Origin of the sequence: Streptomyces sp. NPDC005402 (assembly GCF_040606575.1) — a bacterium.
Lineage (GTDB): Bacteria > Actinomycetota > Actinomycetes > Streptomycetales > Streptomycetaceae > Streptomyces.
This window is the reverse complement of the sequence record NZ_JBEXFB010000008.1, coordinates 190,093-204,500: the sequence shown is the minus strand read 5'-3', so window position 1 is coordinate 204,500 and position 14,408 is coordinate 190,093. Positions and strand designations below refer to the sequence as shown.

The following is a 14,408-nucleotide window of genomic DNA, read 5'->3' as shown; positions in this document are numbered from 1 at the left end:
GACGCTGTCAATAGTTTGTACTTACATTCGGACCTGCTTGTGAAATGATGTCTTAACAAAGTATTGACAGCGGGCGCGCTCGGGGATTGGATTCCGTCCCAACGCAACTGCCGTGAGGTCGCGGCACCGACCCGGAACTCCCGAGGTCCCGGGCCCTGAATCCCACCCCCTTTCCCGACGTTCTCCCCGTCGCACAGTGAGGTGCAAGGAAAGATGGACCGCTCTTCTCTCTCCCGTTCGCGGAGATTCGCTCCCGCCGTGGCCCTGGCTGCGGCCGCGGCCCTGACGCTCGCCGGCTGCTCCAGCAGCTCGGGCGGCAAGAAGTCCGAGGAGAGCGCGGACGGCGCTTCCGCGGGCAAGGCCACCACCCCCCGGATGACCATCGCGCTGGTCACCCACCAGTCGCCCGGCGACACGTTCTGGGACATCGTCCGCAAGGGCGCCCAGGCCGCCGCCGCCAAGGACAACGTCAAGCTGGTCTACTCCGCCGACCCGAGCGCGGCCAACCAGGCCAACCTGGTCCAGAACGCCATCGACCAGAAGGTCGACGGCATCGCGATAACCCTCGCCAAGCCGGACGCCCTCAAGGACGTCGTGGCCAAGGCGAAGAAGGCCGGCATACCCGTCGTCGGCCTCAACTCCGGTGTCAGCGACTGGCAGAAGCTCGGCCTGATGGAGTTCTTCGGCCAGGACGAGTCCGTGGCCGGCGAGGCACTCGGCAAGCGGCTGAACGAGGCCGGTGCGAAGAACGCCGTCTGTGTCATCCAGGAGCAGGGCAACATCGGCCTGACCCAGCGCTGCGACGGTGTGAAGAAGACCTTCACCGGCAAGCTGCAGACGCTGAACGTCAACGGCACCGACATGCCGTCCGTGAAGTCGACGATCACCGCCAAGCTCACGCAGGACAAGTCCATCGACTACGTCGTCACCCTCGGTGCGCCCTTCGCGCTGACCGCGGTGCAGTCGGCGTCCGACGCGGGCAGCAAGGCCAAGATCGCCACGTTCGACCTCAACAAGGACCTGACGGGCGCCATCAGCAAGGGCACCATCGAGTTCGCCGTCGACCAGCAGCCCTACCTCCAGGGCTACCTCGCCATCGACTCGCTGTGGCTCTACAAGAACAACGGCAACTACATGGGCGGTGGCGAGCAGCCGGTGCTGACCGGCCCGGCCTTCGTCGACAAGTCCAACGTCGACGCGGTGGCCGCGTTCGCCGCGAAGGGCACCAGGTGATGGGTATGACCCAGCACGCCGAGCCGGCGGTGACCACACCGCCGGCCCCCGGCCCCAGCAACGTCAAGGACGGCCGGACCACGGAACGGCCGCTCGCCCTACGGCTGTTGGCGCGCCCCGAGGTGGGTGTGTTCCTGGGTGCCGTGGCGGTGTGGGTGTTCTTCCTGATCGCTGCTCCGCCGGTGCGCGAGGGCAGTTCGATGGCGAACATCCTCTACCAGTCGTCCACGATCGGGATCATGGCGCTGCCGGTCGCCCTGCTGATGATCGGCGGGGAGTTCGACCTCTCGGCGGGTGTCGCGGTGATCACCTCGGCGCTGACCGCGTCGATGTTCGCCTTCCAGCTCACGCTGAACGTGTGGGCGGGCATCGTGGTCGCCCTGCTGGTGGCGCTGGCGATCGGGTTCCTCAACGGCTGGCTGGTCGTCAAGACCGGTCTGCCCAGCTTCCTGATCACCCTCGGCACCTTCCTGATCCTCCAGGGCGTGAACCTGGCGGTGACCAAGCTGGTCACCGGCAACGTGGCCACCGACGACATCTCGAACATGGACGGCTTCGACCAGGCCAAGAAGGTCTTCGCCAGTTCCTTCGAAGTCGGCGGCGTCCAGATCAAGATCACGATCATCTACTGGCTCGTCTTCGCCGCGCTGGCCACCTGGGTGCTGCTGCGCACCAAGTACGGCAACTGGATCTTCGCGGTGGGCGGCAACAAGGACTCCGCCCGCGCGGTCGGTGTCCCGGTCAACTTCACGAAGATCAGCCTGTTCATGCTGGTCGGCTTCGCCGCCTGGTTCGTCGGCATGCACAACCTGTTCTCCTTCAACACCGTGCAGTCCGGCGAGGGCGTAGGCCAGGAACTCATCTACATCTCCGCCGCGGTGATCGGCGGCTGTCTGCTGACCGGCGGCGCCGGCTCGGCGATCGGGCCGGTGTTCGGGGCCTTCATGTTCGGCATGGTCCAGCAGGGCATCGTCTACGCCAACTGGAACCCGGACTGGTTCAAGGCCTTCCTCGGCGTGATGCTGCTGGGCGCCGTCATGATCAATCTGTGGGTCAGCCGCACAGCGACCCGGAGGTAACCCCACTCATGAGCACTGAACAATCAGGCACGCACGGCGCGATCCTCGCCGACACCCCCGAACCCGCCGCAGCGGACGGGGTGATCGTGGAACTGCGCGGCGCCGGCAAGTCCTACGGCAACATCCGCGCCCTGCACGGGGTGAGCCTCCAGGTGCGCCCCAGCCAGGTCACCTGCGTGCTCGGCGACAACGGCGCCGGCAAGTCCACCCTGATCAAAATCATCTCCGGCCTGCACCAGCACACCGAGGGCGAGTTCCTCGTGGACGGCACCCCGGTCCGCTTCACCACCCCGCGTGAGGCGCTCGACAAGGGCATCGCCACCGTCTACCAGGACCTGGCCGTGGTCCCGCTGATGCCGGTGTGGCGCAACTTCTTCCTCGGCTCCGAGATGACCAAGGGCCGCTGGCCTCTGCGTCGCCTGGACATCGAGAGGATGAAGAAGACCGCCGACCACGAGCTGCGCGAGATGGGCATCGTCCTCGACGACCTCGAACAGCCCATCGGCACCCTGTCCGGCGGCCAGCGCCAGTGCGTGGCCATCGCCCGCGCCGTCTACTTCGGTGCCCGCGTCCTGATCCTGGACGAGCCCACCGCCGCCCTCGGCGTCAAGCAGTCCGGGGTCGTCCTCAAGTACGTGGCAGCCGCCCGGGACCGCGGTCTCGGGGTCATCTTCATCACTCACAACCCGCACCACGCCTACATGGTCGGCGACCACTTCAGCGTGCTGCGCCTGGGCACCATGGAACTGTCCGCCGCCCGCGAACAGATCACCCTGGAAGAACTCACCAACCACATGGCCGGCGGCGCCGAACTCGCCGCCCTGAAGCACGAGTTGTCCCAGGTCCGCGGCGTCGACACCGAGGCCCTCCCCGAGGAGGACGACCTCACCGCGGCCACCACCGGCGAGGGGAAGTCCTGAGATGACGGCCTCACTCGACCGTATCCGCGTCGGCTCGGCCCCGGACTCCTGGGGCGTGTGGTTCCCGGACGACCCGGTGCAGGTGCCGTGGGAACGCTTCCTGGACGAGGTCGCCGAGGCGGGCTACTCCTGGATCGAGCTGGGGCCGTACGGCTATCTCCCGACCGACCCGGCCCGCCTGACCGACGAGGTCGCGCGGCGTGACCTCAAGGTCTCAGCGGGCACGGTCTTCACCGGGCTGCACCGCGGCCCCTCGGTCTGGGAGTCCACCTGGGAGCACGTCAGCCAGGTCGCCGCGCTCACCCAGGCCATGGGCGCGCAGCATCTCGTCGTCATCCCGTCCTTCTGGCGCGACGACAAGACCGCCGAGATCCTGGAGCCGCCGGAGCTGACCCACGAGCAGTGGGCCCACCTGACCAAGGGCATGGAACGGCTCGGCCACGAGGTGAAGGAGGCGTACGGGCTCGACCTCGTCGTCCACCCGCACGCCGACACCCACCTCGACACCGAGGACCACGTCGAGCACTTCCTGGACTCGACCGACTCCGAACTCGTCAACCTCTGCCTGGACACCGGTCATTACGCCTACTGCGGCGGCGACAGCGTCAAGCTCATCGAGACGTACGGCGAACGCATCGGCTATCTGCACCTCAAGCAGGTCGACCCGGAGATCCTCGCGGACGTCGTGAAGAACGAGGTGCCGTTCGGCCCGGCCGTCCAGCGCGGTGTGATGTGCGAACCGCCGTCCGGCGTACCCGAGTTGGAGCCGGTCCTGGTGGCCGCCCAGAAACTCGGCGTGGAGCTGTTCGCCATCGTCGAGCAGGACATGTACCCCTGCGAGCCGGACAAGCCGCTGCCCATCGCGGTGCGCACCCGGAAGTTCCTGAGGTCCTGCGGCGCCTGAAGGGATGACCATGACCGAGCGAGGCACCCTGGGCGTCGCCGTCATCGGCACCGGCAAGATGGGCGCCGACCACGTCCGCCGCATCCACGAGGTCGTCAGCGGTGCCCGGGTGAGCGCAGTCGTGGACCTCGACGCGGAACGCGCCAAGCGGATCGCCGCCCGTGTCGAGGGCTGCACCGCCTACACCGACCCGGCCTCCGCGATGGCGGCGGCCGACGTCGACGCCGTCCTGATCGCCTCACCGGGCCCCGCCCACGAGGCGGCGCTGCTCCAGGCCTTCGAGCACGACCTGCCGGTGCTGTGCGAGAAACCGCTCACCCCCGACGCGGCCTCCGCCCTGCGGGTCATGGAAGCCGAGCGGAGACTGGGGCACCGACGTGCCCAGGTGGGCTTCATGCGGCGCTACGACGCCGAGTACATGAAGCTCAAAGCCCTGCTGAAAACCGGCCAGTTGGGGCGGCCGCTCATGCTGCACAACCGGCACCGCAACGCCGCGAGCCCGCCCTTCTTCACCAGCTCCATGCTGATCAGCGACTCCGTGGCCCACGAGGCCGACGTGACCCGCTGGCTCCTCGGCCACGAGATCACGGCGGTCACGGTGCTGCGCCCAGCGCCGTCGGCAAACGCCCCCGACGACCTCCAGGACCCCCAGTTCGTCGTCTTCGAGACCGACGGCGGCGCCCTCTCCGACGTGGAGATCTTCGTCAACTGCGGCTTCGGCTACCAGGTCCGGGCCGAGGCGGTCTGCGAACGCGGCACCGCCCGCATCGGCGACGGCCACGCCATGGTCACCGACATGGCGGGGCGGTGGGGCGGCACCATCGCCCAGGACTTCGTCGAACGCTTCGCCGACGCCTACGACCGTGAAGTGCAGGCGTGGGTCGACGCAACGCGTCGCGGTGAGGTCACCGGCCCCAGCGCGTGGGACGGCTACGCGGCGGCCGCGGTGTGCGAGGCGGGCGTGCGCTCGCTGACCGAGGGCGGCCGGGTGCCCGTGGAACTCGTGGAGCGACCCGCGCTGTACGGCTGACCGCGTGCTGCAAGGGGAGAGTTCGGCGCATTTCCCCCGAGCGCGCTACGTACTCGGTGAATCGCGGCATCGGCGTGACCCCCCTGTGCGACCATGGCGCGGCTGTCCTCGGCGGGACGGCGAGGGGGTGCCCATGGGACTCGTACGGATACTGCTGCCGTTGCCGCGCGCGGCGGCCAGGCTGTCGCCGGAGAAGGGCGGACCGCTGCTCGGGGCGGCCCTGCTGCACTGCGTCATGCCCAGCTGGGTCCTGCTGTGGATACCGTCGGCCGCCCGGCGACTCGCCTGGGCCGAAGAGGCGGTCGCCGTGTACGGCTCGCTGCCCGGCCGCACCGACGGGCTCAGCCGGGCCCAGGCGCTGCGGGCCTACGCGCTCCTGCTCAACCGCCGCCCGGAGGAGGCGTGCGCGGCCGCGGACGCGGCCCTGGCCCTGCCGGACACCCGATCGTCACCGCCGCTGGCCGCGTTCGTCATCCATCAGCGGGCGGGGGCGCTCGTGGAGGTCGGCCGGGTCGAGGAAGCCGTGGAGGCGGCCCGGGAGTCCGTGGAGCTGTACCGCGCCCAGCCCGCCCCCGGACGGCGGGAGCGGCTGTTCGGCACCCTGCCCGGCGCGCTGCGGACGTACGGGCTGGTGCTCGCCGTGGCCGGCCGCCGGCAGGAGTCCGTGGCCGTGTACGAGGAGTGCGCCGCGCTCCTCGCCGCCATGTCGTTCCGGCAGTCGGTGCGAGTGGGGCTGGTGCGGCCCCGGGTCCTGGCCGAACTCGTCGGCGCACTGCGGGCGTTGGGGCGCTACGAGGAGGCGCTCGGCGTGGGCCCCGAGGCCAGGGAGGCCGCACGGGGCGCGATCTCCTGGTCCGTGCCCGCGATCATGCTGCCTTTGCGGGTCCGGCTCCTGGTCGACCTCGCCCGCTGCCACAGCGCCCTCGGCGACCCGGCCGAGGCTCGTGCCTGTGCCGTGGAGGCGGTGGCCGAGGCACGGAAACCGCACGGCGCGAGCGAGTTGCCGGCCGCGCTGGACTGCCTCGCCGACGTGCTCGGTCAACTCGGTCAGACCGAGAAGGAGTTGAGCACACGTCGCGAGCTCGCCGCGCTGCGCGAGACGTAGGCTACGACCCGGTCGACGGCTCGCCGATCCGCGTGGGCGGGAAGTGGCGGCGCGCGAGGTCCTGGGCGTGGGCCACCGCGCACTCGACGAGCTCGAACGCGGGCAGCCCGCCGACCCAGTAGGTGCGGTGACGGCCTTGCAGCGCGTCGAGCCGGTCCAGTGCGCCGGCGCTGAGGTCGGCGCTGTCGAAATGCGGCATGAACGCCCACTCGCGCTGGAGATGCACCTCCTCCAGCCGTCCGCCGAGGGCCGTGACATCGTCCCGGAGCAACGCGGTCACGTCGCCGGGACGGCCGTAGGAGTAGAAGGTGCGCACCTCGCTGCCCGGATAGCGGTGGTGGTACGAGACACAGTGGCCGGCCGTCTCGCGGCTCGCGGTGTGGGCGGCGAGGAAGTAGAAGGCGTCCTCCGGGAGGCCGGACGCGGCGGCGAGGGTGGTGCGGTAGGCGTTGCTGCGGATCCTGGCGGCCAGGTCGCGCTCCTCGTCGGTGGCGTCCAGGACCGGCAGGATCCGGTCCGGTGCGACCGCGATCACCACGGCGTCCGCCTCGACCGGGCCCGAGTCGGTGCGCACCCGTACCCCGTCCTCGCGGCGCTCCACCGACGTCACACGCACCCCGCACCGCACGTCCTTCAACTCCTCCGCGACCCGGCGCCACAGCGTGGCGAACCCGCCCACGACGGTGAAGTCGCCCGGGTGGCCGAGCAGTTCGGGCCCGGGATCCAACAGCCCGGTCATCTCCGCGTACTTGACGAAGTACAGCGCCGGTATGTCGTCGTCGAGATGGCCGTACCCGGCCGCCGTGTACCCGGTGCCGAAGGACTCGGCCATGGACCGGAGTCCGTGCTCGGTGAGCCAGTCGGCGACGGGAGTGGCGAGCGCCCGCGCGGAGTGGGCGAGCCCGGGTTCGCCGATGCGGGGGAACTCCCGCTCCCGCAGGGCACGGTAGCGCTGGAGCCCGCCGTCGCGCAGGAACGCCATCGACTGGCGGACGGCACCTCCCGCGGTGTCGAGGACGCGGTAACGGCTGGTGCGCTCCGTCTCCACGTCCAGTTCGGTGAGCAACCGTGCGACGCGTTCGTATCTGTTGGTGCAGATGTGGCCGCCGAGGTCGTAGGCGTGCCCGTCGACATGCACGCTCTGGCACTTCCCGGCCACCGTGTCCCGCTCCTCCAGAACGGTCACCCGGTGCCCGGCACCCTCCAGTTCGCGGGCGGCGGCCAGGCCGCTCGGCCCTGCGCCCACGACGGCCACGGTTCGGGGGCCTGCGGTGCCGTGTAACTCCTGCATGCTCGTGACTCCTGGCTCGGTCGGACGTGGACGGCTCTCATGGTCGTACGGAGAGATCACGTGACCGTAAACGGGCGTCGCGGGCGGAGCGTTCACCCCGCCGTGTCCCGGGCACGGGCGCCCGGGACACGGCGGCGGGCTCAGGCGGAGCGGACCTCGGCGATCGTCACCGGGCGGTGCTCGTGCAGGGACAGCGTGCACGCCTCGGCGATCCAGCCCGCCTCCAGCGCGTCCGCGATGGTGCACGGCGAGGGCCGGCTGCCGGCCACGACCTCGGTGAACGCGGTGAGTTCGGCGCGGTAGGCGTCGGTGAAGCGGTCCATGAAGAAGTCGTGCGGGGTACCCGCGGGGAAGGTCACGCCGGGCTCGACCGAGCGCAGCGGGAGCTTGTCCTCCAGGCCCACGGCGATGGAGTCCGTGAAGCCGTGGATCTCCATGCGGACGTCGTAACCCCGGGCGTTGTGGCGGGAGTTGGAGACCACCGCGATCGTGCCGTCGTCGAGGGTGAGGATCGCGCCGGTGGTGTCGGCGTCGCCCGCCTCCTTGATGTAGTCGGCACCCCGGTTGCCGCCGACGGCGTACACCTCGACGACCTCGCGGCCGGTCACCCAGCGGATGATGTCGAAGTCGTGCACCGAGCAGTCCCGGAAGATGCCCCCGGAGGCGGCGACGTACGCGGCCGGCGGCGGGGCCGGGTCCAGGGTGGTCGAGCGCACGGTGTGCAGTGTGCCCAGCTCACCGCTCTGGACGGCGGCCCGGGCATTGACGAAACCGGCGTCGAAGCGGCGGTTGTAGCCGATCTGGATCGGTACGTCACTGCCCTCGACGGCCTTGAGGACGGCGACACCGTCGCTCATGTGCTTGGCGACGGGCTTCTCGCAGAAGACCGGGATGCCGGCCTCGACGCCGGCGAGGATGAGCCCGGGGTGGGCGTCCGTGGCCGCCGCGACGACGATGCCGTCCACGCCGGCGGCCAGCAGGGCCTCGGGCGAGTCCACGACCTCGCCGCCGAAGCGCTCCGCGGCGGACTTGGCGGCCTCCGCGAAGGGGTCGGTGAGCACGAGTGACTCGACCACGTCGAGTCCGGAGAGGGTCTCGGCGTGGAAGGCGCCGATGCGGCCGAGGCCGAGGATTCCGATGCGCATGGGGGTGCAGCTCCTAGGAAGCGGGACGTGCGAGCGGTTTTTGCGAGGGGACGGGGATGCGAGAGACCGGACGGGGAGTGGTCAGTCGAGGCCGCCGAGGACGTTCTGGTCCCAGTCGATCACCGATCCGGTCACCACGCCCGACCGGTCGGACAGCAGCAGAACCACGAAGTCGGCGATCTCGTCGGGCTGGCCGAGCTTGCCCATCGGCAGCTTGGCCGCGGCCTCCTCACGCCAGTCGTCGCCGGCGCCGTGGAAGGTCTTCTGGGTGGCGTCCTCGCCCTCGGTCGCCGTCCAGCCGATGTTCAGGCCGTTGATCCGGACCCGGTCCCAGCGGTGCGCGTGCGCCGCGTTGCGGGTGAGGCCGATGAGACCGGCCTTCGCGGCGACGTACGGCGCCAGGAACGGCTGCCCGCCGTGCGCCGAGGACGTGATGATGTTGACGACCGTGCCGGGCGCCTTCCGGCCGACCATGTCCGCGACCGCCGCCTGCATGGCGAAGAACGGTGCCTTCAGGTTGATCGCGATGTGCTGGTCGAACAGCTCGGGCGTGGTGTCGAGGAGCGTGCCCCGGGAGGTGAGCCCGGCGGAGTTCACCAGGCAGTCGACCCGGCCGTACGCCTCGACGACCCGGGTGACGGACGCCTTGGCCTGCTCGGCGTCGGCGAGGTCGGCGCGCACGAACAGTGCCTTGCCGCCGGCCGCCTCCAGCTCCGCCACCAGAGCCTCACCGGGCTCCGCCCGACGCCCGGTGACGGCCACGACCGCCCCCTCACGGACGGCGGCCCGGGCGATGGCGGCACCGACGCCCTGGCTGCCGCCGTTGACAAGGACGATCTTGTCGTCGAGTAGTCCCATGAATGTGCCGGTGCCTTTCGAGTAGTGCGAAGCCGATTCAGCTCGTGCGCCGGTCGGCGCCCGCCCGCAGCTCGTCCCTGAGCGTGCGCGGGGTCCAGTCCTCGGCGAGCGCCCGTCGTACGAGGTCCGCCTGGGAGGGCGGGGCGAGTCCGTCGACCGGCGGGTCGCTGTCGAGGTTGGTGGGGAAGGGGTAGCCCTCGGCGCTCGCGGCGATCACGTTGTCCAGCCACTGCGCGTCGGCGCCCTCCGACTTGCGGCGCAGCAGCGCCGGGTAGACGGCGTTCGACACCGCCTCGCGGTCCACGGTCTCCATGGCGCGCCCGAAGGCCGAGGACACCTGCAGGAGATTGGCCATGCGCCGCACGTCGGTGGTGCGGTTGGTGCCGGCCGCGTGGAACAACGCAGGGTTGAAGAAGACGGCGTCGCCCTTCGAGAGCGGCAGCTGGACGTGGTGCTCCTTGAAGTACGCCTGGAACTCCGGCCGCCGCCACGCCAGATACCCGGGTTCGAACTGCTGCGAGAACGGCAGGTACAGCGTCGGCCCCGACTCCACGGGCATGTCGCAGTGCGCGACCGCGCCCTGGAGCGTGAGCACGGGGGAGAGGCGGTGGACGTGCGCCGGGTAGGCCGCGGCGACCTCGTCGGAGAGGAAGCCTAGGTGGTAGTCGCGGTGCACGGTCTGCGCGAGGCCGCCCGGGTTGACCACGTTGACCTGCGAGGTGACCTGGTAGTCGGGGCCGAGCCAGGCCTCGGACACCAGGGCGACGACGGGGTTGGCGTAGTAGTCGGCGAACGCCGCCGGGTCGTAGAGGGCGGCCTTCTCCAGCGCGTTCCACACCCGCTCGTTGGCGCCGGGCTTCGCGAAGTGGTCGCCCGCGGTCGTGCCCGCCGCGTACTGCTCGCGGATCAGCGAGTCGAAGACCGCGGTGAACCGGTCCACGACCGCGTGATCGGGAAACGCCCCCTGGAAGACCACGACCCCCGGGCCGTCGGTCAGGGCGCGCACCAGCTCCTCCTGCACCTCCCGGCGGTCCTTGGCGCCGCGGACGCGGTCGGCGTCGTACAGCAGGACGTTCCGCTCCACGGCACTCGCGTACGGGTAGTCGGCGGGGTCGGCCGTCCGCTCGACGAGCGCGCGGAACGAGTCGAGGTCGCAGTCCTGCTCGGACAGCCAGGCGTGGCGGTGTACGGCGGTGAAGGACATCGGCGTCCTCTCGGTGACAGGGGCGACTCAGCGCTGTCATTCTTGTCATGACAAAGCCGTCGAACAACCAGCAGGCAGCCATCAAAAACCCCTCAAGGAGCACTCGCGTGGGCCACCCCTATCCGATCCGGGAAATCGCACGTCAGGCGGGGCTGAGCGAGGCCACCGTCGACCGGGTCCTGAACGGCAGGGGAGGGGTCAGGGAGAACACGGCCCGTGAGGTCCACCAGGCGATCACCGACCTGGACCGGCAGCGCACCCAGGTCCGCCTCGTCGGCCGCACCTTCATGATCGACATAGTGATGCAGACGCCGGAACGCTTCTCCACGGCCGTGCGCGCCGCCCTGGAGGCCGAGCTGCCCGCGCTGCACCCCGCCGTCCTGCGCTCGCGCTTCCACTTCCGGGAGACCGGCCCGGCGGCCGAACTGACGAAGACCCTCGACCGGATAGCCCGGCGCGGCTCCCAGGGAGTGATCCTCAAGGCACCCGACGTCCCCGAGGTCACGGCGGCCGTCGGCCGGCTCGCGGAGGCGGGCATCCCCGTGGTCACCCTCGTCACCGACCTGCCCTCCACGGCTCGCCTAGCCTACGTCGGCATCGACAACCGGGCGGCGGGAGCGACCGCCGCCTACCTCATGGGCCAGTGGCTCGGCGACCGCCCCGGCAACGTCCTCACCAGCCTCAGCAGCGGCTTCTTCCGCAACGAGGAGGAGCGTGAGATGGGGTTCCGCAGCGCCATGCGCACCCGGCACCCGGAGCGGGCGCTGGTGGAGATCACCGAGGGGCAGGGCCTGGACGCCACGCAGTACGACCTCGTCCGGGCCGCGCTGGATCGGGATCCGGAGATCCGCGCGGTCTACTCCATCGGCGGCGGCAACATCGCCACGCTCAGGGCCTTCGAGGACCTCGGCAGGGAGTGCGCGGTGTTCGTGGCCCACGACCTGGACCACGACAACGACCGGCTGCTGCGGGAACACCGCCTGTCGGCCGTGCTGCACCACGACCTGCGGCAGGACATGCGGGAGGCGTGCCACATCGTGATGCGGGCGCACGGGGCGCTGCCGCCGGCGGGGCCGACGGTGCCCTCGGCGATACAGGTGGTGACGCCGTACAACATGCCGTCGTAGGCCGCCTTTTCGGGTGCCCGCTCGCCGTCCGGGGGTGCGGGGAGCGCGTCGCGGGCATCCTCACCCGGCCGGGACGGACACGGTCCGGCCCCCGTCCCGCATCGACGCGATGACCGCGTCGGCGACCGCGGACGCGGTCAGGCCCTCCCGCCGCGGAGGGAAGTGGCGAGGGCCGCTGCGCGGGGGGCAGGGGCGAGGGCCGCGCGGCCCTGATCACCCCACCCGGACCGTCACACCGACACCTGCACCCACGAACCGCTCTGCGCGGACCGGGACATCGCGTCCAGTACGGCGGCACTGTGCACGGCGTCCTGCAAGGTGGCCCCGTACGACCGGTCCTCGGCGACCGAACGCAGGAAGCGGTACGCCTCCACGACCTTCAGGTCGTCGTAGCCCATGGCGTTGGCCGCGCCCGGCTGGAAGGCGCCGAACTCCCCGTCGCCCGGGCCGACGTAGACCGTGCTGACCGGCTGGTCCTGGTAGCCGGTGCCGCGGCTGATGCCCAGCTCGCCCATGCGGCGGAAGTCCCAGAACACCGCGCCCTTCGTGCCGTGCACCTCGAAGCCGTAGTTGTTCTGTTCGCCGACCGAGACCCGGCAGGCCTCCAGGACACCCCGGGCGCCGGAGGCGAAGCGCAGCAGGCAGTTGACGTAGTCCTCGTTCTCGACCGGTCCGAGCTCCCCGGTGGCGAGGGTGTGCCCGGCGGTGGCACCGGTGGGGCGGGCGCGCTCCGGTACGAAGATCGCGGTGTCGGCCGTGAGGGAGGCGATGTCACCGAGGAGGAAGCGGGCCAGGTCGGCGCCGTGCGAGGCGAGGTCGCCGAGCACCCCGCTGCCGCCGCGCTCACGTTCGAAGCGCCAGGTCAGGGCCCCTTGCGGGTGGGCCGCGTAGTCGCTGAAGAGCCGGATGCGGACATGGGTGACCGTGCCGATCTCGCCGGAGGCGATGAGCTCGCGGGCGGTCTCCACGGCGGGGGCGTTGCGGTAGTTGAAGCCGACCGCGCTCCGCACCCCGGCTCCGGCCGCGGCGTCGGCGACCGCACGGGCGTCCTCGGCGGTCAGCCCCACCGGCTTCTCGATCCAGATGTGCTTGCCGGCCTCGGCCATCGCCACACCGATCTCGCGGTGCAGGAAGTTGGGCGCGGTGATGCTGACCGCTTGGACGCGCGGGTCGGCGGCGACCTCGCGCCAGTCGCGGGTCGTCGAGGCGAACCCGAACCGGGCGGCGGCCTCCTCGGCCCGCCCCGGCACGTCCTCGGCGACGGTCACCAGCCGCGGACGCAGGGGAAGTTGTGGGTAGTGGTGCGGGACACGGGCGTACGCCTGGGTGTGCACCCGCCCCATCCAGCCGAATCCGACGACGGCGACACCGAGCGCATCGACCACGGGGAGCCCCTCTTTGGACCGTTCCATTTTCTGTCCAGGTCACCTTGGGTGCCGTATTTGCTCGCTGTCAAGCCTTTGACAAGCCGCACCAGCGCGTGGAACGGTCCATGCTCATGAGACCGCCGACGATCCGTGATGTGGCCGACCGGGCCGGTGTCTCGAAGTCGCTGGTCTCCCTCGTGCTGCGGGGCTCCGACCAGGTGCGCCCGGAGAGACGGGAGGCCGTGCTGCGGGCCGTGCGCGAGCTCGGCTACCGCCCGAACGCCGCCGCCCGCAGCCTCAGTGAGCAGCGCACCCGCACGGTCGGCGTCCTCCTGAACGACCTGCGCAACCCCTGGTTCGTCGACCTGCTCGACGGCCTCAACTCACTGCTCCACGACAACGGCCTGCGGATGCTCCTGGCCGACGCCCGTCTCAACCGCCGTACCGGACAGGACCCGGCAGGCCCCTTCCTGGACCTCGGCGTGGACGGGCTGATCGTGGTCGGCACGCTGCCCGAACCCGCCGCGCTCGCAGCGGTGGCCGAACGCCTCCCGGTGGTCGTGGCCGGCGCGCGTGAACCCAGGCTGCCGGGGGTGGACGTGGTCGCCAACGACGACGAGCGCGGCGCCCGCCTGGTCACCGAGCACCTGATCGGCCTCGGGCACCGCCGTATCGCGCACATCGCGGGGTACGGGGCGGTCGGCGAACTGCGCCGGGGGAGCTTCGAGGCGACGATGCGGGCGCACGGTCTCGCGCAGGAGGCGGTCGTCGAGCCGAGCGACATGACCGAGGAGGGGGGCTACCGCACGACCGTCCGGCTGCTGAGCCGTCCCGACCGGCCGACGGCCCTGTTCGCCTTCAACGACATCGCCGCCATCGGTGCGGTGTCGGCCGCAGAAGAACTCGGCCTGAGCATCCCGCGCGACCTGTCCGTCGTCGGCTACGACAACACGAGCATCGCCCGCCTGCGCCACGTCTGGCTCACCACCGTCGACAACGCCAGCCACGAGGTCGGCCGCCGCGCCGCACGCTGTCTGCTCGACCGGTTCGAGGGGAGCGGAGGAGCGGGGCGTACGGATCTCGCCGCGCCGGCGCTGGAGATCCGGGGAACGACGGCGGGGCCGCCGCCCGCCGGGAAATGACGG

At 70.9% G+C, this 14,408-nt stretch carries 13 protein-coding genes; 8 read left to right on the top strand and 5 right to left on the bottom strand.

Translation table 11 applies throughout. The annotated features are described in order from the left end of the window. The first annotated feature begins 213 nt into the window (after positions 1-213). The 6 genes from ABZT02_RS18000 (at position 214) to ABZT02_RS17975 (ending at position 6,271) form a co-directional block, all read left to right on the top strand. On the top strand, positions 214-1,233 hold the full coding sequence (locus ABZT02_RS18000; protein WP_356018856.1) for a sugar ABC transporter substrate-binding protein: 1,020 nt from the start codon (positions 214-216) through the stop codon (positions 1,231-1,233). Further along, positions 1,233-2,312, top strand: a complete 1,080-nt coding sequence (locus ABZT02_RS17995) for an ABC transporter permease (protein ID WP_356018854.1) — start codon at positions 1,233-1,235, stop codon at positions 2,310-2,312. The genes ABZT02_RS18000 and ABZT02_RS17995 overlap by 1 nt, the downstream gene beginning before the upstream one ends. An 8-nt stretch (positions 2,313-2,320) precedes the next feature. Continuing rightward, entirely contained in the window at positions 2,321-3,232 is a 912-nt protein-coding gene (locus tag ABZT02_RS17990; protein WP_356018853.1) for an ATP-binding cassette domain-containing protein, read from the top strand. A gap of 1 nt (position 3,233) precedes the next feature. Then, positions 3,234-4,136: a sugar phosphate isomerase/epimerase gene (locus ABZT02_RS17985; protein ID WP_356018852.1), complete on the top strand. Its 903-nt coding sequence runs from the start codon at positions 3,234-3,236 to the stop codon at positions 4,134-4,136. A gap of 10 nt (positions 4,137-4,146) precedes the next feature. Further along, positions 4,147-5,166, top strand: coding sequence for a Gfo/Idh/MocA family oxidoreductase (locus tag ABZT02_RS17980; protein ID WP_356018851.1), 1,020 nt, complete (start codon positions 4,147-4,149; stop codon positions 5,164-5,166). A gap of 133 nt (positions 5,167-5,299) precedes the next feature. Further along, positions 5,300-6,271 (top strand): hypothetical protein, encoded by a 972-nt coding sequence (locus ABZT02_RS17975; protein WP_356018850.1) that lies wholly within the window; start codon positions 5,300-5,302, stop codon positions 6,269-6,271. A 1-nt stretch (position 6,272) separates the two neighbouring features. Here ABZT02_RS17975 and ABZT02_RS17970 read toward each other — a convergent pair whose 3' ends face one another. From ABZT02_RS17970 to ABZT02_RS17955, 4 genes are all read right to left on the bottom strand, one after another. Then, positions 6,273-7,562, bottom strand: a complete 1,290-nt coding sequence (locus ABZT02_RS17970; RefSeq protein ID WP_356018848.1) for an FAD-dependent oxidoreductase — start codon at positions 7,560-7,562, stop codon at positions 6,273-6,275. 140 nt (positions 7,563-7,702) lie between these two features. Then, positions 7,703-8,707 (bottom strand): Gfo/Idh/MocA family oxidoreductase, encoded by a 1,005-nt coding sequence (locus tag ABZT02_RS17965; protein WP_356018847.1) that lies wholly within the window; start codon positions 8,705-8,707, stop codon positions 7,703-7,705. 81 nt (positions 8,708-8,788) lie between these two features. Beyond that, positions 8,789-9,565, bottom strand: a complete 777-nt coding sequence (locus tag ABZT02_RS17960; RefSeq protein ID WP_356018846.1) for an SDR family oxidoreductase — start codon at positions 9,563-9,565, stop codon at positions 8,789-8,791. A 37-nt stretch (positions 9,566-9,602) separates the two neighbouring features. Next, positions 9,603-10,769, bottom strand: a complete 1,167-nt coding sequence (locus tag ABZT02_RS17955; RefSeq protein ID WP_356018844.1) for a phytanoyl-CoA dioxygenase family protein — start codon at positions 10,767-10,769, stop codon at positions 9,603-9,605. A gap of 107 nt (positions 10,770-10,876) precedes the next feature. Between ABZT02_RS17955 and ABZT02_RS17950 the strand changes: the two genes are divergently transcribed. After that, complete coding sequence (locus ABZT02_RS17950) at positions 10,877-11,896, top strand: LacI family DNA-binding transcriptional regulator (protein ID WP_356018843.1); 1,020 nt, start codon at positions 10,877-10,879, stop codon at positions 11,894-11,896. Between the two features lie 230 nt (positions 11,897-12,126). On the opposite strand, the gene ABZT02_RS17945 is transcribed toward ABZT02_RS17950, so the two are convergent. Further along, the gene (locus ABZT02_RS17945) at positions 12,127-13,281 is read right to left on the bottom strand and encodes a Gfo/Idh/MocA family oxidoreductase (protein WP_356019012.1); all 1,155 of its coding nucleotides are present in this window, start codon (positions 13,279-13,281) and stop codon (positions 12,127-12,129) included. 113 nt (positions 13,282-13,394) lie between these two features. Between ABZT02_RS17945 and ABZT02_RS17940 the strand changes: the two genes are divergently transcribed. Continuing rightward, positions 13,395-14,405: a LacI family DNA-binding transcriptional regulator gene (locus ABZT02_RS17940; RefSeq protein ID WP_356019011.1), complete on the top strand. Its 1,011-nt coding sequence runs from the start codon at positions 13,395-13,397 to the stop codon at positions 14,403-14,405. Positions 14,406-14,408: the final 3 nt, after the last annotated feature.

Excerpts from the sequence above, each read along its gene's own strand:
- ABZT02_RS18000 (WP_356018856.1), top strand. The coding sequence starts at position 214 with ATGGACCGCTCTTCTCTCTCCCGTTCGCGGAGATTCGCTCCCGCCGTG.
- ABZT02_RS17995 (WP_356018854.1), top strand. The coding sequence starts at position 1,233 with ATGGGTATGACCCAGCACGCCGAGCCGGCGGTGACCACACCGCCGGCC.
- ABZT02_RS17990 (WP_356018853.1), top strand. The coding sequence starts at position 2,321 with ATGAGCACTGAACAATCAGGCACGCACGGCGCGATCCTCGCCGACACC.
- ABZT02_RS17985 (WP_356018852.1), top strand. The coding sequence starts at position 3,234 with ATGACGGCCTCACTCGACCGTATCCGCGTCGGCTCGGCCCCGGACTCC.
- ABZT02_RS17980 (WP_356018851.1), top strand. The coding sequence starts at position 4,147 with ATGACCGAGCGAGGCACCCTGGGCGTCGCCGTCATCGGCACCGGCAAG.
- ABZT02_RS17975 (WP_356018850.1), top strand. The coding sequence starts at position 5,300 with ATGGGACTCGTACGGATACTGCTGCCGTTGCCGCGCGCGGCGGCCAGG.
- ABZT02_RS17970 (WP_356018848.1), bottom strand. The coding sequence starts at position 7,562 with ATGCAGGAGTTACACGGCACCGCAGGCCCCCGAACCGTGGCCGTCGTG.
- ABZT02_RS17965 (WP_356018847.1), bottom strand. The coding sequence starts at position 8,707 with ATGCGCATCGGAATCCTCGGCCTCGGCCGCATCGGCGCCTTCCACGCC.
- ABZT02_RS17960 (WP_356018846.1), bottom strand. The coding sequence starts at position 9,565 with ATGGGACTACTCGACGACAAGATCGTCCTTGTCAACGGCGGCAGCCAG.
- ABZT02_RS17955 (WP_356018844.1), bottom strand. The coding sequence starts at position 10,769 with ATGTCCTTCACCGCCGTACACCGCCACGCCTGGCTGTCCGAGCAGGAC.
- ABZT02_RS17940 (WP_356019011.1), top strand. The coding sequence starts at position 13,395 with ATGAGACCGCCGACGATCCGTGATGTGGCCGACCGGGCCGGTGTCTCG.